General features: G+C 56.7%; 20 protein-coding genes. 5 read left to right on the top strand and 15 right to left on the bottom strand.

Annotated elements, in window-relative coordinates:
- Positions 1-48 precede the first annotated feature (48 nt).
- From ubiB to udp, 5 genes are all read right to left on the bottom strand, one after another.
- On the bottom strand, positions 49-1,689 hold the full coding sequence (ubiB, locus tag ACOT0L_RS04415) for a ubiquinone biosynthesis regulatory protein kinase UbiB (protein ID WP_022646675.1): 1,641 nt from the start codon (positions 1,687-1,689) through the stop codon (positions 49-51).
- Entirely contained in the window at positions 1,686-2,291 is a 606-nt protein-coding gene (ubiJ, locus tag ACOT0L_RS04410) for a ubiquinone biosynthesis protein UbiJ (RefSeq protein WP_022646674.1), read from the bottom strand. The genes ubiB and ubiJ overlap by 4 nt, the downstream gene beginning before the upstream one ends.
- A gap of 13 nt (positions 2,292-2,304) precedes the next feature.
- A complete protein-coding gene (ubiE, locus tag ACOT0L_RS04405) occupies positions 2,305-3,060 on the bottom strand; it encodes a bifunctional demethylmenaquinone methyltransferase/2-methoxy-6-polyprenyl-1,4-benzoquinol methylase UbiE (protein ID WP_022646673.1) in 756 nt (251 codons plus the stop codon).
- Positions 3,061-3,126: 66 nt separating this feature from the next.
- The gene (gene rmuC, locus ACOT0L_RS04400) at positions 3,127-4,584 is read right to left on the bottom strand and encodes a DNA recombination protein RmuC (RefSeq protein WP_046621691.1); all 1,458 of its coding nucleotides are present in this window, start codon (positions 4,582-4,584) and stop codon (positions 3,127-3,129) included.
- 139 nt (positions 4,585-4,723) lie between these two features.
- Positions 4,724-5,485 carry a uridine phosphorylase gene (udp, locus tag ACOT0L_RS04395; RefSeq protein WP_003860792.1) on the bottom strand — a complete coding sequence of 254 codons (762 nt, stop codon included), beginning with the start codon at positions 5,483-5,485 and terminating at the stop codon, positions 4,724-4,726.
- 259 nt (positions 5,486-5,744) lie between these two features.
- Here udp and ACOT0L_RS04390 point away from each other — a divergent pair, with 259 nt between their 5' ends.
- Positions 5,745-6,551: a dienelactone hydrolase family protein gene (locus ACOT0L_RS04390; RefSeq protein WP_126502794.1), complete on the top strand. Its 807-nt coding sequence runs from the start codon at positions 5,745-5,747 to the stop codon at positions 6,549-6,551.
- Between the two features lie 47 nt (positions 6,552-6,598).
- Here ACOT0L_RS04390 and metE read toward each other — a convergent pair whose 3' ends face one another.
- Positions 6,599-8,860: a 5-methyltetrahydropteroyltriglutamate--homocysteine S-methyltransferase gene (gene metE / locus ACOT0L_RS04385; protein WP_023299051.1), complete on the bottom strand. Its 2,262-nt coding sequence runs from the start codon at positions 8,858-8,860 to the stop codon at positions 6,599-6,601.
- A 115-nt stretch (positions 8,861-8,975) separates the two neighbouring features.
- On the opposite strand from metE, the gene metR reads away from it, so the two are divergent.
- Positions 8,976-9,929 carry an HTH-type transcriptional regulator MetR gene (gene metR, locus ACOT0L_RS04380; protein WP_015570000.1) on the top strand — a complete coding sequence of 318 codons (954 nt, stop codon included), beginning with the start codon at positions 8,976-8,978 and terminating at the stop codon, positions 9,927-9,929.
- Here the strand turns inward: metR and ACOT0L_RS04375 are convergent.
- The 3 genes from ACOT0L_RS04375 to pldB all read right to left on the bottom strand — a co-directional run bounded on the left by ACOT0L_RS04375 (position 9,817) and on the right by pldB (position 12,623).
- The gene (locus ACOT0L_RS04375) at positions 9,817-10,716 is read right to left on the bottom strand and encodes a carboxylate/amino acid/amine transporter (protein ID WP_045309031.1); all 900 of its coding nucleotides are present in this window, start codon (positions 10,714-10,716) and stop codon (positions 9,817-9,819) included. The genes metR and ACOT0L_RS04375 overlap by 113 nt on opposite strands.
- A gap of 82 nt (positions 10,717-10,798) precedes the next feature.
- Positions 10,799-11,599: a sugar/pyridoxal phosphate phosphatase YigL gene (yigL, locus tag ACOT0L_RS04370; protein WP_023299050.1), complete on the bottom strand. Its 801-nt coding sequence runs from the start codon at positions 11,597-11,599 to the stop codon at positions 10,799-10,801.
- Between the two features lie 31 nt (positions 11,600-11,630).
- The gene (gene pldB / locus ACOT0L_RS04365; protein WP_022646668.1) at positions 11,631-12,623 is read right to left on the bottom strand and encodes a lysophospholipase L2; all 993 of its coding nucleotides are present in this window, start codon (positions 12,621-12,623) and stop codon (positions 11,631-11,633) included.
- Between the two features lie 111 nt (positions 12,624-12,734).
- On the opposite strand from pldB, the gene rhtB reads away from it, so the two are divergent.
- Positions 12,735-13,355, top strand: coding sequence for a homoserine/homoserine lactone efflux protein (gene rhtB / locus ACOT0L_RS04360; protein WP_006812363.1), 621 nt, complete (start codon positions 12,735-12,737; stop codon positions 13,353-13,355).
- Here the strand turns inward: rhtB and rhtC are convergent.
- The 3 genes from rhtC to pldA all read right to left on the bottom strand — a co-directional run bounded on the left by rhtC (position 13,352) and on the right by pldA (position 16,823).
- Entirely contained in the window at positions 13,352-13,972 is a 621-nt protein-coding gene (gene rhtC / locus ACOT0L_RS04355; protein ID WP_126502793.1) for a threonine export protein RhtC, read from the bottom strand. The two genes, rhtB and rhtC, sit on opposite strands and share 4 nt — an antisense overlap.
- A 61-nt stretch (positions 13,973-14,033) precedes the next feature.
- Positions 14,034-15,863: an ATP-dependent DNA helicase RecQ gene (gene recQ, locus ACOT0L_RS04350; protein WP_032626543.1), complete on the bottom strand. Its 1,830-nt coding sequence runs from the start codon at positions 15,861-15,863 to the stop codon at positions 14,034-14,036.
- A gap of 90 nt (positions 15,864-15,953) precedes the next feature.
- The gene (gene pldA / locus ACOT0L_RS04345) at positions 15,954-16,823 is read right to left on the bottom strand and encodes a phospholipase A (RefSeq protein WP_022646666.1); all 870 of its coding nucleotides are present in this window, start codon (positions 16,821-16,823) and stop codon (positions 15,954-15,956) included.
- Positions 16,824-16,983: 160 nt separating this feature from the next.
- Between pldA and yigI the strand changes: the two genes are divergently transcribed.
- A complete protein-coding gene (gene yigI / locus ACOT0L_RS04340; RefSeq protein WP_006812366.1) occupies positions 16,984-17,451 on the top strand; it encodes an acyl-CoA thioesterase YigI in 468 nt (155 codons plus the stop codon).
- A gap of 51 nt (positions 17,452-17,502) precedes the next feature.
- On the top strand, positions 17,503-18,399 hold the full coding sequence (rarD, locus tag ACOT0L_RS04335) for an EamA family transporter RarD (RefSeq protein ID WP_032622061.1): 897 nt from the start codon (positions 17,503-17,505) through the stop codon (positions 18,397-18,399).
- A gap of 43 nt (positions 18,400-18,442) precedes the next feature.
- Here the strand turns inward: rarD and corA are convergent, their stop codons facing one another.
- The 3 genes from corA to ACOT0L_RS04320 form a co-directional block, all read right to left on the bottom strand.
- Positions 18,443-19,393: a magnesium/cobalt transporter CorA gene (gene corA / locus ACOT0L_RS04330; protein WP_003860807.1), complete on the bottom strand. Its 951-nt coding sequence runs from the start codon at positions 19,391-19,393 to the stop codon at positions 18,443-18,445.
- A gap of 150 nt (positions 19,394-19,543) precedes the next feature.
- On the bottom strand, positions 19,544-19,600 hold the full coding sequence (gene ysgD / locus ACOT0L_RS04325; protein WP_212743980.1) for a YsgD/CorL family protein: 57 nt from the start codon (positions 19,598-19,600) through the stop codon (positions 19,544-19,546).
- Between the two features lie 149 nt (positions 19,601-19,749).
- Positions 19,750-20,952, bottom strand: a 1,203-nt coding sequence (locus tag ACOT0L_RS04320; protein WP_421637250.1) for a 3'-5' exonuclease, incomplete at its 5' end; no start/stop codon positions are given.

Below are 20,952 nucleotides of genomic sequence, written 5' to 3'. Positions count from 1 at the left end.
TAGTCAGATCGCATTATACGTATGCAATCCCTCGATAGTGACGCTAATTCAGCGTGTTTTTTGCCAGCCAGCAAGCCAGACAACCACACCGGCAGCCATAATCCAGGCTGGCATCATTTCCCAGTCCGGACGATTGATCAACAGCAACGTGCCGCTTATCAGCAGCGTCGCGCCAATTCCGAAGAGATAGCGGGACTGCCCCTGACGCACGCGACTGGATTGAAGCTCGTGCGCGATTTTATCCATGCTGTGCTGAAGGTTCTTGCTCTGACGCAAACTGTCGTAAACCAGTTCAGGAATTTCTGGCATTTTTTCAATCCAGAACGGGCCTTTCTCTTTAAGCGAGCGAACCAGGGCTGGAATACCGACCTGATCCTTAATCCAGGATTCGAGGAACGGTTTCGCGGTTTTCCACAAGTCTAACTGAGGATAGAGCTGGCGGCCTACGCCCTCAACGTAAAGTAATGTTTTCTGAAGTAAAACTAATTGTGGCTGCACTTCCATATTAAAACGGCGTGCGGTGTTGAACAGGTTGAGCAGAACATGCCCGAAAGAGATCTCTGAGAGCGGCTTTTCAAAAATTGGCTCACAGACGGTACGGATCGCAAATTCAAACTCTTCCACGTTGGTATCTGGCGGAACCCAGCCTGAATCCACGTGCAGTTCGGCCACCTTACGGTAGTCGCGATTGAAGAAAGCGATAAAGTTCTCGGCGAGATAACGCTTATCCTCTTTATTCAGCGAGCCGACAATACCGCAGTCGATGCCTATGTACTTCGGGTCTTCCGGGTGCTCATAGCTGACGAAAATGTTGCCCGGATGCATGTCAGCATGGAAGAAGCTGTCGCGGAAAACCTGAGTAAAGAAGACCTGCACGCCGCGCTCGGCCAGCAGCTTCATGTTGGTGCCCTGTTTTTCCAGCGCTACCACGTCCGAGACCGGGATGCCGTAGATACGTTCCATCACCATCATGTTCTGACTGCAATAGTCAGAATAGACTTCAGGAACATACAGCATCGGGCTGTCTTCAAAGTTTCGACGCAGCTGAATGGCGTTCGCCGATTCACGCAGCAGGTTAAGTTCATCGATGAGCGTTTTTTCGTATTCCCGTACCACTTCCAGCGGACGCAGACGGCGGCCATCCGGCAACAGACGCGGCACCCAGCGAGCCAGGCGATAGATCAGCTTCATGTCCGCTCTGATAACCGGCAGGATATCCGGGCGAATCACCTTAATGACCACCTCTTTGCCATTTTCCTTCAGGCGCGCGGTGTGAACCTGCGCAATAGAGGCAGAGGCCAGAGGCTGAATGTCGAAATCATCAAACCAGGTCTCGATGGGGATATTGCCCATCGCTTCTTCGATTTGTTTCTTCGCTCTCTCTCCGTCAAACGGAGCGACGCGGTCCTGCAATAGCGCGAGCTGATCGGCAATCTGCGGCGGGAAAAGGTCGCGACGCGTTGAGAGCATCTGCCCAAACTTGATCCAGACCGGTCCCAGCTCCTGCAACGCAAGACGCAGGCGTGCGCCCAGCTCCTGATCCTTATGGCGATTCGGCATCCAGAACAGCGTGCGACGCCAAAGCCGAAGCGGCAGGGTAATACGCATTCTGGGGATAAGCTCGTCGAGCCCGTAGCTCAAAAAGGTGCGAACGATAAAATAGAGGCGCCGAATTTCACCAGGCGTCATTTGCCCTCCAGTTTTTCCAGCCGTTTGGTTAACGCATCAACTGCGCGCTCAACTGCCGCGGTCTCTTCTGCAAACCAGGCGACTTCTAAAGGCCCAGGCGCCATACGCCACTCTTCGGTCAGCACCTCGGCAGCATAGCGCTGTTGACGGAGCAGGCCTTTACGCAGGAAAGTGGAACCCGTGCGCAGCGTTTTGCTTATCCCTTCAGCCGCGATGTCGCCGATATAGGGCGCCAGCAGTTCCGCGGGGTCAAATTCAGCCTGATCGCTGAGTGCAACGAAGTTCTGTACTACCTGAATATCGCCCTCGACCTCCAGCTCACCGCTGCGAATAAGCGCCGTCATCTGCTGACGGTCACGCAGTTTTGGCAATACGCTCATGTGCGTAATCACCGAGCAGTCAGCCTCGCCTTCCCACTCCCCCAGAACGTCAAGCTGGCGTTCGCTGAAGACCAGCACAAGCGGCGTCGAGAACTCTTTTAAAACGATACGCAGCACCTTTCCGTTAAGCCGCTGACGTGCGGTTTTCAGCGCCGGGGCGCGATACAGAAAGGCATTCAGTACATTCTCGATGCCTGCGGTGACTAAGGGTTTAATGGGCACGGGAAACCTCCACTCAGAACTTGTAACCACGATGCAGCGCGACGACACCCGCCGTCATATTGAAGTATTCCACGTTTTCAAACTCCGCATCCTGCATCATCGCTTTCAGCGTGTCCTGATCCGGGTGCATTCGGATGGATTCGGCCAGATAACGGTAACTTTCTGCATCGTTTGCCACCAGCTCGCCGATGCGCGGCAGAACGTGGAAGGAATAGGCATCGTAAGCTTTGCTCAGCGGGTCGATAATTGGTTTAGAAAACTCGAGAACCAGCAGTCGGCCGCCCGGCTTCAGCACGCGGTACATAGAGCGCAGCGCTTTATCTTTATCGGTCACGTTACGCAGGCCGAAGGAGATGGTGATGCAGTCGAACGTATTGTCCGGGAACGGCAGCGCTTCGGCGTTGGCCTGAACATATTCAACGTTGCCTACCACGCCGATGTTACGCAGCTTTTCGCGTCCCATTTTCAGCATGGAGTCGTTGATATCTGCCAGCACCACGCGACCGGTTTCGCCAACCAGACGGGAGAATTTAGCGGTCAGATCCCCTGTGCCGCCGGCTAAATCCAGCACCTTTTGTCCACGGCGCACGCCGCTGCAATCAATAGTGAAGCGCTTCCACAAGCGATGAATGCCAAACGACATCAAATCATTCATCACATCGTACTTCGCCGCCACGGAATGAAATACGTGGGCCACCATGTCAGCTTTCTGCGCTTTGGCGACAGTCTGAAAGCCAAAGTGCGTTGTGTCTTGTGAATCGTCAACCATCTCAGAGCCTGCTAATCAGTCAAATGTTCGTGAAGTGTAACAGATTGGGCGCATTTGCCCTACGTTTCAACCACCGCGAAAGAAACGCGCCGACTGCGCTTCGGGGGATAAACTCGCCGCTAACCCATTGTCTTCATTGCGGCTATTTTGCTCACCATCGCCTTCACGCAGACGAAACTCTTCGTCCTGAGCCGTAGCCTGCTCCACCAGTTCCGGATTAATCTCGCGTTTAACTTCCACCCCCAGGCTGCGAAACGCCTCCGCCTGCGCCAGCAAATTGCCGCGCCCGGAGGAGAGTTTTTTCATCGCCTGGCGGTAGTTATCCTGCGCGCGATCCAGGCTTTGCCCCACCGAGGACATATCGTCCACAAACAGCCGCATTTTGTCGTACAGCTTGCTGGCGCGATCGGCAATCTGCTGCGCGTTTCGGCTTTGGTGCTCATAACGCCACAGGTTGGCAATGGTACGTAACGCCACCAGCAGCGTGGTGGGGCTGACCAGCATAATGTTATTTTTCAGCGCTTCGGTGATCAGTTCGGGCTGTCTGTCGAGCGCCAGCAGGAAGGCTGGCTCAACCGGAATGAACATCAGCACATAATCCAGCGATCGCAGCCCCGGCAACTGTTGATAATCTTTTCTGCCCAGCAGACGGATATGGTTACGCACGGAGGCGATATGCTCCTGCAACGCTGTCTCGCGGGTATAGTCATCTTCCGCGTTGAAGTAGCGCTCATAGGCCACCAGCGTCATTTTGGCGTCGATAACCACATCTTTGCCCTGCGGCAGACGAACAATGACATCCGGCTGCATCCGCGAGCGCGCATCGTTTTCAATGCTGACCTGCGTTTCGTATTCGTATCCTTCACGCAGGCCAGAGGCCTCCAGCACGCGCGTCATGACCACTTCGCCCCAGTTTCCCTGCGCTTTGTTATCACCTTTCAGTGCGCGCGTCAGGTTAACCGCCTCCTGAGCCATCTGCGCATTCAGCTGCTGGAGATTACGAATTTCATGCGCCAGCGTGTGGCGTTCGCGGGCCTCCTGACCAAAGCTGTCCTGCACCTGACGGCGAAAGCCGTCCAGCTGTTCACGCAGCGGCGTCAGAAGGCTGTTCAGGCTCTGGCGGTTCTGCTCATCCACGCGGCGATTGCTGTGCTCAAAAATGCGGTTCGCGAGGTTCTCAAACTGCTCGCTAAGACGCTGCTCGCTGTTGATCATCTGACGGATTTTGTCTTCGGCGTGCAGTTGGGTGGATTCAAGGCGGGTGGTCACTTCCCGGAGATCGGCCTCCAGCGAGGTGTTAATGTCGCGCAGATTGCGCAGTTCGTTATTGAGCAGTTCACACTCATCGCGCCAATGGTCACACAGCGCAAGCTGTTGTTTCGTCGCGCTGAGTTCGGCGACGATCTCTTCGCGCTCTGCCAGCTGATCGGCTTTCTGCTGAGCATGTTGGTAGCCGCAAATGAGCCAGCCAATCCCCACGCTCACCAGCGCAACTACCGCATAAACCAGGATTGAGATATCCACAATGCCCCCTGCATCCACGTGTAACCCGCACAAAATAGAATTGTGCTGTATGAACGTCCAGTTTGAAAGGGTTTTCCTGCGAGGCGTTACGCAAAAAAGAAAGGCCGAGCATGTCGGCCTTTTAGCACTGAAGAGAGAATTAGATCAGACGGCGCGCCGCTTCAACCACGATTTTCACCGCATGGCTTTCAGTCTGCTTCATGGTTTCAGCGTTCGGGATCTCCTGCTGGGTACGGTTGACGATAACGCCCGCCACCATACCGGCACGCAGACCCTGGCTTGCGCACATGGTCAGCAGCGTCGCAGATTCCATTTCGTAGTTCATGACGCCCATCGACTGCCACTCTTCCATTGAGCCTTTGAAACGGCTCACCACGCGACCAGAGAAGGTGTCGTAACGCTCCTGGCCCGGGTAGAAGGTATCGGAAGATGCCGTGACGCCCACATGGGTGGTGGCGCCCACGGACTTCGCGGCTTCAACCAGCGCGGTGGTGCATTCGAAATCAGCCACTGCCGGGAATTCCATCGGTGCAAAGTGCAGGCTTGCCCCGTCCAGACGCACGGATGCGGTGGTAACCAGCACGTCGCCCACGTTGATGTGCGGCTGAATGGCGCCTGTGGTGCCAATGCGCAGGAAAGTACGAATGCCCAGCTGTGCCAGCTCTTCAACGGCGATAGAGGTAGACGGGCCACCGATACCGGTAGAGCACACGATCACCGCTTTACCGTCCAGCTCTGCGCGCCAGGTGGTGAATTCGCGATGCGCTGCCAGCTTAACCGGCTTATCCATCAGCGCGGCGATCTTTTCCACACGCTCAGGATCGCCAGGGACGATAGCAAGCGTAGCCCCTTGTAAATCGTTTTTAGTGAGGCCGAGATGAAAAACATCAGACTTAGACATAGGTGACTCCTCTGTGGGTCGGTTTGTCAGAAGAAGTAAAACGGTACTTTACAGAAGCAATGTGCATTATTTCGTGACACACCTCACCATGAATGAAAATGATTGCAGTTAATTTCCATAAAATGGTGATTCACATCACATTAACAAGTTATATCGCCGGGTGCTGCACAAAAGATAGACGCTATAAGGCACTGTGGGTTGTTAACCTGGTGTCTATATTTATCTTTGCGCTAATCCATTCATTGGTACGGAGAATGCCATGACTGAAAAAACCGGTTTTGCACCTGCTGCGGCCCCGCATGCTTCAACCATCGTCTCAACCCCTGAAGAGACCATTACCGCAGGCGAGACCTCCATTCCCTCCCAGGGAGAGAACATGCCAGCGTACCACGCGCGGCCAAAATCCGCCGATGGCCCGCTGCCCATCGTGATCGTGGTGCAGGAAATATTTGGCGTTCATGAACATATTCGCGACCTCTGCCGCCGTCTGGCGCTGGAAGGTTACCTGGCCGTTGCGCCGGAACTCTATTTCCGTCAGGGCGATCCGAATGATTACAGTGACATCCCGACGCTGTTCAGCAACCTGGTCAGCAAAGTGCCGGACGCGCAGGTGCTGGCCGATCTCGACCACGTTGCCAGCTGGGCAGCGCGCAACGGTGGCGATGCGCATCGTCTGATGGTGACTGGCTTCTGTTGGGGCGGACGCATTAGCTGGTTGTACGCCGCGCATAACCCGCAGCTAAAAGCGGCCGTGGCCTGGTACGGCAAGCTGGTGGGTGAAAAAACGCTGAATTCACCGAAGCAACCTGTTGATATTGCCACGGATTTAAATGCGCCTGTGTTGGGGCTCTATGGCGGTCAGGATACCGGGATCCCGCTTGATACGGTCGAGACCATGCGCCATGCGTTGCGCGCAGCAAACGCGAAGGCGGAAATTGTGGTGTATCCGGAAGCCGGGCACGCCTTTAATGCCGATTATCGTCCGAGCTATCATGCGGAATCGGCGAAAGATGGCTGGCAGCGGATGCTGACATGGTTTAGCCAGTACGGCGGGAAAAAAGCGTAAAAGCAAAAAGCCCGGTGGCGGCTACGCCTGACCGGGCCTACATTTCATCAAGCCTGACGCAAATTCTGCGCCGCCTGCACCATGTTCGCCAGCGCCGCGCGGGTTTCAGGCCAGCCACGGGTTTTCAGGCCGCAGTCCGGGTTTACCCACAGACGTTCCGCCGGGATGCGCTGGGCCGCTTTTTGCAGCAGCGATTCAATCCACTCCACGCTTGGCACATTCGGGGAGTGAATGTCGTACACGCCCGGCCCGATTTCGTTCGGGTAGTCGAACTCTTCGAACGACTCCAGCAGTTCCATGTCTGAACGCGAGGTCTCGATGGTGATCACATCGGCGTCGAGCGCGGCAATGGAGTCCATGATGTCGTTAAATTCGCAGTAACACATGTGGGTGTGGATCTGCGTATCGTCCTTCGCGACAGCCGCGTTGAGGCGGAACGCCTCCACGCCCCACTGTAAGTAAGCATCCCAGTCGCTGCGACGCAGCGGCAAACCTTCACGCAGCGCAGGTTCGTCGATCTGAATGATGCCAATCCCGGCCGCTTCCAGATCCGCAACTTCATCGCGCAGCGCCAGGGCGATCTGTTTGGCGATGGTTTCCCGGGTTACGTCTTCACGCGGGAACGACCAGCAGAGAATGGTCACCGGACCCGTCAGCATGCCTTTTACCGGTTTGTCGGTCAGAGACTGGGCATACTTCGCCCACTCCACGGTAATCGCTTCCGGGCGGCTGACGTCGCCGATTACTACCGGCGGCTTCACGCAGCGGGAGCCGTAGCTCTGCACCCAACCGTTCTGGGTAAAGACAAACCCGTCCAGGTGCTCACCGAAGTATTCCACCATGTCGTTACGCTCGGCTTCACCGTGCACCAGCACGTCCAGACCTAAACGTTCCTGCTCGATAATCGCCTGTTTGATGTGTTCCGCAATACCGGTGCGGTAGTGATTCGCATCCAGATTGCCCTTTTTGAAGTCCAGGCGCAGGCTGCGGATCTCGGTAGTCTGCGGGAAGGAGCCGATTGTCGTGGTCGGCCACGCGGGCAGGTTAAAGCGCGCACGCTGGGCTTCGGCGCGCACTTCATACGGGCTCTGGCGCTGGCTGTCCCGGGCGGTGATGGCCGCCAGACGTTTTTCCACTGCCGGGTTATGCACGCGCGTCGAGTGACGGCGCGCCTGGATCGGAGCGCTCCAGTCGCTAATCGCTGCCGTGTCGCCGCTGTTCAACGCGTCGCGCAGCAGAGCCAGCTCCTCACACTTTTGCAGGGCGAAGGCAAACCAGCTTTTCACCTCAGGGTCGAGTCGGGTCTCCACGCTCAGGTCAATCGGGCTATGCAGCAGGGAACAGGAAGAGGCCACCCACAATTCACGTTTACCGACTATGTCTTTAATTTGTGCATATTTCTCGGTGAGATCGGCACGCCAGACGTTACGACCATTCACCAGACCGGCAGAGAGCAGCCAGTCCACTGGCAGACGCTTGTGCAACTCTGCTACATCGTCTTTGCCGTGAACGAGGTCAACGTGCAGACCCTGAACCGGCAGCGCGGTAATGGTTTTCAGGTTCGGCGTTACGCCTTCGAAGTAGGTGGTCAGCAGCAGCTTCACCTGCCCGGTGAGCGCGTTATACGCCGGTTTGAAGGCGTCCAGCCACGCCTGCGGCAGCTCAAGCACCAGCGCCGGTTCATCGATTTGCACCCACTGAATGCCGCGTTTGCCCAGCTCAATCAGCACCTGCTTATAAACCGGCAGAATGTCGTTCAGCAGGCTGAGGCGGTCGAACTGTTCGCCTTTCACTTTGCCCAGCCACAGGTAGGTTATCGGCCCCAGCAGCACGGGTTTCACCTGGTGACCCAGCGCCAGCGCTTCGTCCACTTCATCCAGAAGCTGGGTCCAGGTCAGTTTGAACTGCTGGCCTTTAACGAACTCCGGCACCATATAGTGATAGTTGGTGTTGAACCACTTGGTCATTTCCGCCGCCGCCGCTGGCTCACCCGTTGGCGCGCGGCCACGGCCGATGCGGAACAGGGTATCGATATCCACCGATCCATCGTTGTTCTGATGACGAGCCGGCACGTTGCCAAGCAGCAGGCTGGTGGTCAGAACATGGTCGTACCAGGCGAAATCGCCCACCGGCAGCAGGTCAATGCCCGCCTGTTTTTGCTGATCCCAGTGACGCGCGCGCAGCTCACGTCCCACCGCCAGCAGTTCTTCACGGGTGGCGTTACCTGCCCAGTAGCTTTCTTGCGCTTTTTTTAGCTCGCGACGCAGGCCAACGCGAGGGAAACCGAGAGTGTGAGTGCGGATTGTCATGGTATGCCCCTTGTGAAATTCGTTATTTAGACGTCCAGATGTTTACACATCTATAATTGGCAGGTACTGTATATTCCTCAAGCGCAAAATGTTCATGGCGAAGTGAAGGACTTTCATGATCGAGATAAAACACCTGAAAACGCTACAAGCGTTGCGGAACTGCGGTTCTCTTGCGGCGGCAGCGGCCACGCTGCACCAGACTCAGTCTGCCCTTTCTCACCAGTTCAGCGATCTGGAACAACGCCTCGGCTTTCGTCTTTTTGTGCGTAAGAGCCAGCCTTTGCGCTTTACGCCGCAGGGCGAAATTTTGCTTCAGCTGGCGAACCAGGTGCTGCCGCAGATTGCCAGCGCGTTGCAGTCCTGCAACGAGCCGCAGCAGACCACCCTGCGCATCGCCATTGAGTGTCACAGCTGTATTCAGTGGCTGACCCCCGCGCTTGAGAACTTCCGCCAGAAGTGGCCGCAGGTGGAGATGGACTTCAAGTCCGGCGTCACGTTTGATCCGCAGCCGTCGCTTCAGCAGGGTGAGCTGGATCTGGTGATGACCTCAGATATTCTGCCGCGCAGCGGTCTGCACTATTCGCCAATGTTTGATTTTGAGGTGCGTCTGGTGCTGGCCCCGGACCATCCGCTGGCCGCCAAAACGCGTATCACGCCGGAAGATCTGGCAACGGAGACGCTGCTGATTTACCCGGTACAGCGCAGTCGTCTGGATATCTGGCGCCATTTCCTGCAACCCGCAGGCATCAGCCCACAGCTGAAAAGCGTGGATAACACGCTGCTGTTAATTCAGATGGTGGCGGCCAGAATGGGAATTGCGGCGCTGCCGCACTGGGTGGTCGAGACGGTTGAACGCCAGGGTCTGGTGGTTACCAAAACCCTGGGTGAAGGACTGTGGAGCCGGCTGTACGCCGCCGTGCGCGACGGCGAGCAGCGTCAGCCGATTACGGAAGCGTTTATTCGCTCAGCGCGGAACCACGCGTGCGACCATCTTCCGTTTGTGCGGAGCGCGGAGCGACCCAGCGGCGATGTACCCACAGCGAAGCCAGGATCACCGTTCCCCCAATAAGGAAACTCGGCCAGTGCGGCTGTTCCTGCCAGATGGCGAGGTTCACCAGTAGCCCCGCCGGCACGTGCACGTTGTTCATGATCCCCAGCGTTCCGGCGTCTACCTGCGTCGCGCCGTAGTTCCACATAAAGTAGCCCAGCCCCGAGGCCACCACGCCCAGCCAGACCAGAACGCTCCACTGCACGGTGGTGGTCGGCAGCTTTTGCGGGTTGCCGAGCATAAACCATGCCGCAATCGCGACAATCGCCGCGCCCATATAGAACCACGCAAACGCGTTATGCTGCGGCATCGGGCGGGTCTCCATCAGGCGTTTGTAGCCCACCATCCCGATGGCGAAGCTGATATTGGCGAGCTGGACGAACATCAGCCCGGTCCAGAAGTGATCGCTCACCTTGTCATAGCGAATTATCGCCGCGCCAATGACTGCCAGCGCCGCGCTCAGCAGATATCCCCAGCGCAGGCGGCGCCTGCTGAGCAGGTCGTAAATCAGCGTGATATAGAGCGGCGTGAGCACGGTAAAGAGCAGAAATTCCGAGACGGAGAGGTAGACGTAAGCCCGGAAGCTGAACAGGTACATGATGCCGAGCTGCATTGCGCCCACCAGCATATACAGCAGAATGGTTTTCAGCGATTGCCCGCGGGTACGCAGGAACGGCAGGAACACCAGCGCCGCCAGCCCCACACGCATCAGCACCGAAAAGTAGCTGTCGACCGATCCGGCAAGGTATTCGCCAATCAGGCTAAAGGAGAAGGCCCACAGGATAGTGGTGATAATGAGTAGCGCCACAATGCTTGTCTCTCAGAAAGAAGGAGAGGCATTGTAGCGAACTCTTTAGTTGACATCTGAACAATAAACAATCAAATGAAGATTATTCAAGGAACAGTTTGCGCAAATACTTAGGTACCGCGTTGTCTGCGTTGGTGCCAATCACTTCCAGCTCCGGGTGCAGATCTTTCAGGCGCTGGTGCGCGTTCTGCATGATGCAGCCTTTGCCCGCCATGGAGAGCATCTCGGCATCGTTCATGCCATCGCCGAACGCGATGCAGTCTTTCAGATCAAAGCCCAGACGCTTCGCGACCGCTTCCAGCGCGTGACCTTTGGACACCCCGCCCGCCATCACTTCCAGACAAGTCAGCGTGGAGAAGCTCACGTTCACGCGGTCTCCCCAGCGGGCGTTGATCGCCTGCTCCAGCGGAAGCAGCGCTTCGTGACTTTCGCAGGTAAAGAACACCTTGCTGATCCCTTCCGGATCCAGCAAACCCGGTTCATACAGGGAGTAGTTGAAGACGGCTTCCTTGAAGAAACGCATTTCGTCCGGGCGATGACGGTTCATAAACCACTCGTCGTCGCGGTAAACGTTAGTGACGATATCCGGGTTGTTATGCACAATGCCGAACAAATCAGTGGCGATGTCGCGATCGAGATTGTGGGTAAAAATCAGGTTGCCGTCCGTGTCGTGTACGCGCGCACCGTTGGAGGTGATCATGTACGACTTGATCTCCAGGTTATCGCGGATCTGCCCCACGTCCACGTGGTGGCGGCCGGTGGCGAACACAAAGTTCACGCCACGGGCAGTCAGGAGTTTTAAGGTCTCTTTCGCATAAGGCGACAGGGTGTGGTCGGGGGAAAGCAGCGTGCCATCTAAATCAGATGCAACAACCTGGTACATAGGGATTTCAACCTCTGGTGGAAAACAATAATCAGTTATGCCTGTTGAAAAATTCAACAATGGCGTTGAGCGCGACTGAGCGCATAGCGTCCTTTTCAAAAAGGATCTCATGGTACGCACCGTTGATGACCAGCGGTTTACCCCCTTCACAGGGATGGCCCGCCGCGGCGCGAAGTTCACAATAGCGGTCATGCATGCGGTTATCCACCACACGCTCTTCTTCCGCCTGGATCAGGAGCGTCGGCGTGTCATCATCGCCTACGCCCGCCAGTACCTGCTCACCGGCATGAATACCTTCCCGCACCCAGTGCCAGGTGGGGCCGCCGACCCGCAGACGCGGTTCATCGGCATAAAAACGCAGGTTGCGGCGATAACGCTGCCGACTGTGGGTTAACACGTTGATGGCAAACGGCAACGCCCGCCAGCGTCCTGTTCCGATGGCATAGCCTTCACGAATGCGCTGATGGCCCTCAGCCCAGTCGAGAAGATGGCGCACCATCCAGTCAGGAAAACGAATCACAATGCCGTACATCGGCGCGGTCAGCGCAATGGCGTCGCACTGGTGCTTATGGCGCTGCAAAAACAACGTCGAGATCGCGCCCCCCATGGAGTGGGCAAGAATATAACGCTTGCGCCACGGTCCGGGCTGCACTTCCTGCTGCCAGAACGCGGCCAGATCGTCGACGTAATCGCTGAAGTTATCCACGTGGCCGCGATGGGTATCCGGCAGCATCCGGCCGGATAGCCCCTGCCCGCGATGGTCGATAATTAACACATCAAAGCCCAGATGGAACAGGTCATACGCCAGCTCGGCATATTTGATATAGCTTTCGATGCGCCCGGGGCAAACCACAATCACCCGGTCATTTTTTTCATCATGGAAACGAACGAAGCGTACCGGGATATCCCCGACGCCCATAAACTCATCTTCCTCACGCTGGCGCCAGAAATCGGTCAGCGGCCCCATGGAGAAAGCAGCAAATGCGTTTTCTCGTGTTTCCCAGTCCTTTTTCTGCTGAAACATTGGGTTTCCACCCCCCGTAATTCAGGGAATATCGTTTTTTTCGTCACCGGTCACAAAATGACTCAACAATAGCGTATTGTGGCATAAAAACAGACGATCCGGGAGTTTCAAATGACCTTCGAGTGGTGGTTCGCTTACCTGCTGACATCCATCATCCTCAGCCTTTCACCTGGCTCGGGCGCAATCAACACCATGACCACCTCCATTAATCACGGCTATCGCGGCGCGGCGGCGTCAATTGCCGGTTTACAGACAGGGCTTGGCATTCACATTGTGCTGGTGGGGATTGGTCTGGGCACGCTGTTCTCCCGTTCGGTGCTGGCCTTCGAAGTGCTGAAATGGGCTGGCGCAGCGTATCTTATCTGGCTGGGCATTCAGCAGTGGCGCGCCGCAGGCTCGATTGATCTGCATACGCTCTCCCGGACGCAAACACGCGGCCACCTGTTTAAGCGCGCGGTATTCGTTAACCTGACCAACCCGAAAAGCATTGTGTTCCTCGCCGCCCTGTTCCCGCAGTTTATCGTGCCGCATCAGCCCCAGGTGATGCAGTACGTGGTGCTGGGCGCGACCACCATTATTGTCGATATCATTGTGATGATTGGTTACGCGACGCTGGCGCAGCGAATTGCGGCGTGGATCAAAGGGCCTAAGCAGATGAAGGCCCTGAACAAAGTCTTTGGTTCGCTGTTTATGCTGGTTGGCGCGCTGCTTGCGTCAGCGCGTCATGCTTAGCGAGAAATGATGAGATGAATGCCGAATCCGGCGAACAGTGCGCCGGCAATGCCGTCGATCCACTTCGCGATGCGCTGGTAGCCGCGACGCATCGCCGGTAAAGCAAACAGGCTTGCCACAACGGTAAACCAGGCGAACGTCTCAACAACGATTAGCAGGAAGATCCCCCAGCGCGCGCCCGCACCGACGTTATCCCCCACAAACAGCGAGAACACAGAGCCGAAGTAAATAATCGCTTTCGGGTTCGCCAGGTTAGTCAGCAGCCCTTTCACAAAGCTACGGCCGCCCGTTGCCAGCTCAACCTTTGGCTCTTCCGGCTTTTTCTCTTCTTTCTTCAGCGCCCCGCGCAGCATCTGGTAGCCCATCCAGCACAGGTACAGACCGCCGCCAACCATGATGATGTTATGCAGCCACGCCATTTTCGCCAGGATCAGGTTCAGACCAAGCAGCGCAACCGCCGCCCAGACCATAACGCCCATGGTGATACCGAGCACACCCATCATCGCCTCTTTGCGGGAGCGGCTGACGGCCGTTTGTGACACGAAGAAGAAGTCAGGGCCAGGGCTCATCAGCGCAACGATGTGCACTAACGCCACGGTGAGAAATAGCATTAACATAATTAGCTCGCGGGGAAATAATGTAGTGAGTCATCATCCTGGCACTTTTTCGCCCGGCTGACTACTCCTCATCATCACCATCAGCGTGGGAACGGATAAGCGCCATAAACTCTTTACCAAAGCGCTCCAGTTTGCGCGTGCCGACGCCGTTGACGCTGAGCATCTCGCTGGCGCTGAGTGGCATTTGCTCGGCCATCTCGATCAGCGTCGCGTCATTGAACACCACGTATGGCGGGATGTTCTCTTCATCGGCAATGGCTTTACGCAGCTTGCGCAGCTTGGCGAACAGCTTGCGATCGTAGTTGCCGCCGTAGGATTTCTGCATCACGCGCGGCTTCAGGGCGACGACGCGCGGAACGGCGAGCTTCAGTTCAACCTCACCGCGCAGGACCGGTCGCGCCGCTTCGGTAAGCTGAAGCGCAGAGTGCTGGGCAATATTTTGCGTGGCAAAGCCGAGATGGATCAGCTGGCGGATGATGCTTACCCAGTGCTCGTGGCTCTGGTCTTTCCCGATGCCGTAAACCGGCAGCTTGTCGTGCCCCATGTCGCGGATACGCTGGTTGTTAGCCCCACGCAGCACTTCGACGACGTAGCCCATCCCAAAGCGCTGGTTCACGCGTCCGATAGTCGAGAGCGCTTTGCGCGCGTCCATCAGACCGTCGTACTGCTTCGGCGGGTCGAGGCAGATATCGCAGTTGCCGCACGGCGCCTGTCGCCCTTCACCAAAGTAGTTGAGCAGCACCAGACGGCGGCAGGTTTGCGCTTCGGCGAAGGCACCCATCGCGTTAAGCTTGTGGCGTTCGATATCCTGCAACTGCCCCTGCGGTTTCTCCTCGAGACAGCGGCGCAGCCACGCCATATCCGCCGGATCGTAAAACAGCATCGCTTCCGCAGGCAGGCCATCACGCCCGGCGCGGCCGGTTTCCTGATAATAGGATTCGATATTGCGCGGGATATCAAAGTGCACCACAAAGCGCACGTTGGGCTTGTTGATCCCCATCCCGAACGCCACCGTTGCGACCACGATTTGCAGGTCGTCGCGCTGGAATTTTTCCTGTACGTCGGCGCGGATGTGGTTTTCTAACCCGGCATGGTATGCCGCCGCGCTAAAGCCGCGATTTTGCAGACGCGCAGCGGTGTCTTCCACCTTCGCGCGGCTGTTGCAGTAGATGATGCCGGACTTGCCGCGCTGCTCCTGCACGTAGCGCAGGAGCTGATCCAGCGGCTTGAATTTTTCCATCAGCATATAGCGGATGTTCGGCCGGTCGAAGCTGCTGACCTGAATATAGGGGTCTTTCAGCCCCAGCAGGCGAACGATGTCCTGACGCGTGGTGTCATCCGCCGTGGCGGTAAGCGCCATAAACGGCAGCTCAGGGAAGCGCTGACGCAGCTGGCCGAGGGCGGCATATTCCGGGCGGAAATCGTGCCCCCACTGGGAGATACAGTGCGCTTCATCCACCGCCAGCAGCACCGGGTTCCAGTGCGCCAGGTGGTCGAGGAAGTTGTCCAGCATCAGGCGCTCTGGCGCGATATACAGCAGGCGGATCTGCCCGGTGCGGCACCCGGCCATCACCTCTTGCTGCTGCTCGCGGGTTTGCGTCGAGTTAAGACAGGCCGCCGCCACGCCGTTGGCAAGCAGCTGGTCGACCTGGTCTTTCATCAGGGAAATAAGGGGGGAGACCACAACCGTCAGGCCATTAAGTACCAGCGCGGGCACCTGATAGCAGAGCGATTTTCCGCCGCCGGTCGGCATGACCACCAGGCAATCGCGGCCTTCCAGCACGGTTTCAATGATGGTTTCCTGGCCAGGACGGAACTGCTGGTAGCCAAAGGTTTCATGCAAAACCTGTTTAGCCAGCGATTCCTGATTCAATACTTCCGCCTGCGCCACGTTAACCCCATATGCCAGAAATGAAACAGGCGCTATTTTCAGCGCCTGAGAGAGAAACTTCAACGTTTAACGCAAAAACATTCGAGCAGCTTAGAAAATATCGTTCAGCATGACGCCCACACCAACGCGGGTCTGGTTGAAGTTATAGTCAATCAGCGATTCGCCATAACCGCTATACACCTGGGTATAGAGACGAACGTGCTTCGTCACCGGATAGCTCAGGCCCAGCTCTGCGCCGCCGTAGCCGGTATTCCAGTTGTACTGCCCTTTGGCGCTCAGCACCGCGTCACCCAGCTGATAGCCCACTTTAAGCTGATAATAGCCCATGTATTTGGTGATATCCGGGTTGTCATCGGTGCTGCCCACCACGTACCACGGCTTCACTTCCACCATGAAATTGCCGTTCTGCGCCATCAGACGCGTATAGACGCGATTCCAGCTGCGTGAGGTTGGGTCGGAACGACCGTTGGAATCGTGGTTATAGCCCACCTCCACGTCGCGCAGCGTCCAGCCTGCAAACTCATAATCAGTGGCGAAACCGAGGAACAGCTGCGGTTCATAGTTGGTTTCGCGGAACGGTGAAGATTCCCCGCTGTTGGAGAGCTGCCACCATGACTTCTGCGTGTAAGATGCACCAAGCACCGAGTTCGGCCCCAGGATGCCGCGCCATAACGGGAAGGCCAGGCTGAGCTGGAACTTCACCTCATCTTTACGCGCATTGTCAGACCAGTTATAGGAGCTTATCGCCTCTTTGTTGAGATCGCTGGTCTGGGTATAGATCACGTAGTTTGTGTCATAGGGGTAGAGCGTGAACGGATTGTCATGCTCCTGAAGCATATTGGCGATGATGCTGCCCTGAACGGCAGGTTTATCATGCACTTCTTTGATCGTCGCTTCCTGCGCATATGCTGTGAGGGGCAGCGCAACCGCCGCCAGTAACCAACCCAGATACGTCCGCATCGGTGGTGTTCTCCTGAAATTGTGACATTTAATGAATAGTTTTGTCCGGGCATTCTACAGACTTCTGCGATAACTTCCGCTTCCTCGTTTCTTAAAGTGGCATTCCTTTATCCTGAAGCATAAAATCAACATTTTGTTAACAACAAGGATGCCACGTCAGATGTCAGCCACACTCACCGCCGAAGAAACCTTAAAGCTCGTGGGCGAGATTTTTGTGTACCACATGCCATTCAACCGTGCACTGGGTCTTGAGCTGGAGCGATACGAAAAAGACTTCGCTCAGCTGAGTTTCAATAATCAGCCAATGATGGTCGGTAACTGGGCGCAAAGCATTTTGCACGGCGGGGTGATTGCCTCTGCGCTGGACGTGGCGGCCGGTCTGGTGTGCGTGGGTAGCACGCTGACGCGCCACGACACCATCAACGAAGATGAGTTACGCCAGCGCCTCTCGCGCATGGGAACCATCGATTTACGTGTCGACTATCTGCGTCCGGGACGCGGAAACCGCTTCACCTGCACCAGCAGCCTGCTGCGCGCCGGGAATAAAGTTGCCGTCGCCCGCGTTGAGCTGCATAACGAGGAGCAGGTTTATATCGCCAGCGCAACCGCCACTTATATGGTGGGTTGAGGCGGCAAATTCGGGTAAAATTACTTCACTTTTTTGTAACGGATTTTCCCGATGGATGCTAAACAGACGCGGCAGGGCGTTTTACTCGCCCTTGCCGCTTATTTTATTTGGGGTATCGCGCCGGCGTACTTCAAGCTTATCGCCTATGTCCCGGCGGACGAGATCCTCACTCACCGCGTCATCTGGTCGTTTTTCTTTATGATCGCGCTGATGAGCATCAGCCGTCAGTGGTCAGGCGTCAAAACGCTGCTAAAAACCCCGAAGAAGGTCTTCCTGCTTGCCCTCTCTGCGGTGCTGATTGGCGGAAACTGGCTGCTGTTTATCTGGGCGGTGAATAACCATCACATGCTCGAAGCCAGCCTGGGCTACTTCATTAACCCGCTGGTGAACATCGTGCTGGGGATGATTTTCCTCGGCGAACGTTTCCGCCGGATGCAGTGGGTGGCAGTGATTCTGGCCTTCTGCGGCGTGCTGGTACAGCTGTGGACCTTCGGCTCACTGCCGGTTATCGCCCTGGGGCTGGCGTTCAGCTTTGCCTTCTACGGCCTGGTGCGTAAAAAAATCGCCGTGGAAGCGCAGACGGGAATGCTGTTTGAAACCCTGTGGCTGCTGCCTGTCGCCGCGATCTACCTGTTCGGTATTGCCGACAGCGCCACCAGCCACATGGGCAGCAACCCATGGTCGCTGAACCTGATGCTGATGGCGGCGGGCGTGGTCACGACGATTCCCCTGCTGTGCTTCACCGGCGCGGCAACGCGTCTGCGTCTCTCGACGCTTGGCTTCTTCCAGTACATCGGCCCGACGCTGATGTTCCTGCTGGCGGTGGTGTTTTACGGCGAGGTGCCGGGTGCGGATAAGATGGTGACGTTTGCCTTTATCTGGGTGGCGCTGGCGATTTTCGTTGCGGATGCAATTTATACCCAGCGCAGGACTCGCAGAGGAATTTAGGTGCTTTGTAGGGCGGGTAAGCGCAGCGCCACCCGCCTGATTTTTACAACCAGTTCTTCCGCTTGAAGTACAGGTACGGCGCCAGCCCGGCGAGGATCATAAAGATAATCGCCCCCGGGTAGCCAAAGCTCCACTTCAGCTCCGGCATAAACTCAAAGTTCATCCCGTAGCTGGATGCCACCAGCGTCGGCGGCAGGAACACCACGGAAACCACCGAGAAGATCTTGATGATGCGGTTCTGCTCGATGTTGATAAAGCCCATTGCCGCCTGCATCAGGAAGTTGACCTTCTGGAACAGGGATTCGTTGTGCGGCAGCAGGGATTCGATATCGCGTAAGATCTCACGCGCCTGCTCCAGCTGACCGCCCGGCAGACGCGCCTTGCGAACCAGGAAATTCAGCGCGCGCTGGGTATCCATCAGACACAAACGCACCTTCCAGCCGATATCTTCCAGCTCTGCCAGCGTGGACAACGCTTCGTCGTACTCATCACCCTGATGGCCTTCCATGATCACGCGGCTCAGCTTTTCCAGGTCGCTGTAGATGTTTTCGATTTCATCCGCCAGCTGTTCGATTTTGGTTTCGAACAGATCCAGCAGCAGCTCATAGGCGTTACCGTCCATCATCGCCTGGCTGCGGGCGCGCATGCGGTAGAGACGAAACGCAGGCAGTTCGCGCTCGCGCAGGGTGAACAGGCGGCCATCGCGGATGGTAAACGCCACGGTGGAGTTCCCCGCGTGGTCTTCGGCATCTTCGAAGAAGAAGAAGGAGTGAATGTGCAGGCCGTCTTCGTCTTCAAAAAAACGGGCGGATGCTTCGATGTCTTCCAGTTCCGGGCGTGTCGCCAGGCTTTGCCCCAGTTCAGATTGTACGCGAAGGCGCTCATCGTCGTCCGGCTCGACCAGATCCACCCATACGGCATCAATGAGGGGCTGTGACTCTTCGGCTTCAAGCCGAGTCAGTCGGTTATTTTCGAGTTGAAATGCGCTCAACATGACCGGGACTCCCAATGCAAAAAATATCGGACAGTTCGGTGGGCACACAGAAACAAATTGGGTTTCAGACCATTAAACAGCCTGACTCAGCGCGACGGGAATGATGCAGTCGCTGACAACCACTAAGGCCATCAGCAAGAGGAGATAGCCTTAGGAGTTGTTCCTGGATGACAGGGAATTGAGCCAGTATCTACTGGGTGTGTCCAAGGCGAATGTCCTCTTAGCGTAATCGTGCGCGCATGTTACGCCAGCAATAACTGTGGCGTCAACACGCAACGGAACGCTGAAGGGCATTAATTGACCTTCAACGTATAAGGCTAGCAGATTATTACAAAATAGTGATATTTTTCTGAAAGTTACACACTTTCCAGCTTGGCATAGGCTGCCACCAGCCATTTGATCCCCTGCCCCTGGAACGCGACCTGCAAACGGCTGTGCTCGCCGCTGCCTTCCAGATTGACGATGGTGCCTTCGCCAAACTTCGAGTGGCGCACGCGCTGGCCCAGCTTGTAACCGGTATCGGTTTCCGAGATTGGCGAGCCCATACGCTGATGACTGACCGGACGGCTGATGCTGGCGCGCAGGCGCACCTCTTCCACACACTCTTCCGGCAGTTCGCCGATAAAGCGCGACGGACGGTGATACACTTCTTTCCCGTACAGGCGGCGGGTTTCCGCGTAGGTCAGGGTCAGTTTCTGCATCGCACGGGTCACGCCCACGTAGGCCAGACGACGCTCCTCTTCCAGACGCCCGCCTTCATCCAGCGACATCTGGCTCGGGAACATCCCCTCTTCCATCCCGACGATGAACACCTGCGGGAACTCCAGACCTTTCGCGGAGTGCAGGGTCATCAGCTGAACCGCATCCTGCCAGGTATCGGCCTGCCCTTCACCCGCCTCCAGCGCGGCGTGAGAGAGGAATGCCTGCAACGGCATCAGGTCTTCGTCTTCTTCGTTGTAGCTGAACTGGCGCGTTGCCGTCACCAGCTCCTCTAAGTTCTCAATACGAGTCTGGCCCTTCTCGCCTTTTTCCTGCTCGTACATGGTGCGCAGGCCGGAATCTTTGATTACCCGGTCAGTCTGGACGTGCAGCGGCATGTCGGCCGTTTCCTGCGCCAGCGCGTCGATTAACTCCAGGAAGCGCTGCAATGCGCTGGCGGCGCGCCCGGCGAGGGCTTTTTCCTGCAACAACTCGCGGCATGCCTGCCATAGCGTGAGCTGACGATCGCGCGAGGCCTGACGCACCACGTCCAGCGTACGATCGCCGATGCCGCGCGTCGGCGTGTTCACCACGCGCTCAAACGCCGCATCGTCGTTACGGTTGGCAATCAGACGCAAATACGAGAGCGCATCTTTGATCTCCTGACGTTCGAAGAAGCGCATACCGCCATAAATGCGGTACGGCATGCTCACCTGTAACAGCGCCTCTTCCAGCACGCGCGACTGGGCGTTGCTGCGATAGAGAATGGCACACTGCTCCAGCGCACCGCCGTTCTCCTGCCAGGTTTTAATGCGGTTCACCACGAAGCGGGCTTCGTCGAGCTCGTTGAAGGCGCAGTA

The organism is Enterobacter cloacae complex sp. XAL002, assembly GCF_049236805.1.
Taxonomy (GTDB): domain Bacteria; phylum Pseudomonadota; class Gammaproteobacteria; order Enterobacterales; family Enterobacteriaceae; genus Enterobacter; species Enterobacter intestinihominis.
Note: the sequence above shows the minus strand (reverse complement) of the source record. Positions and strands in the feature narration are given on the sequence as shown.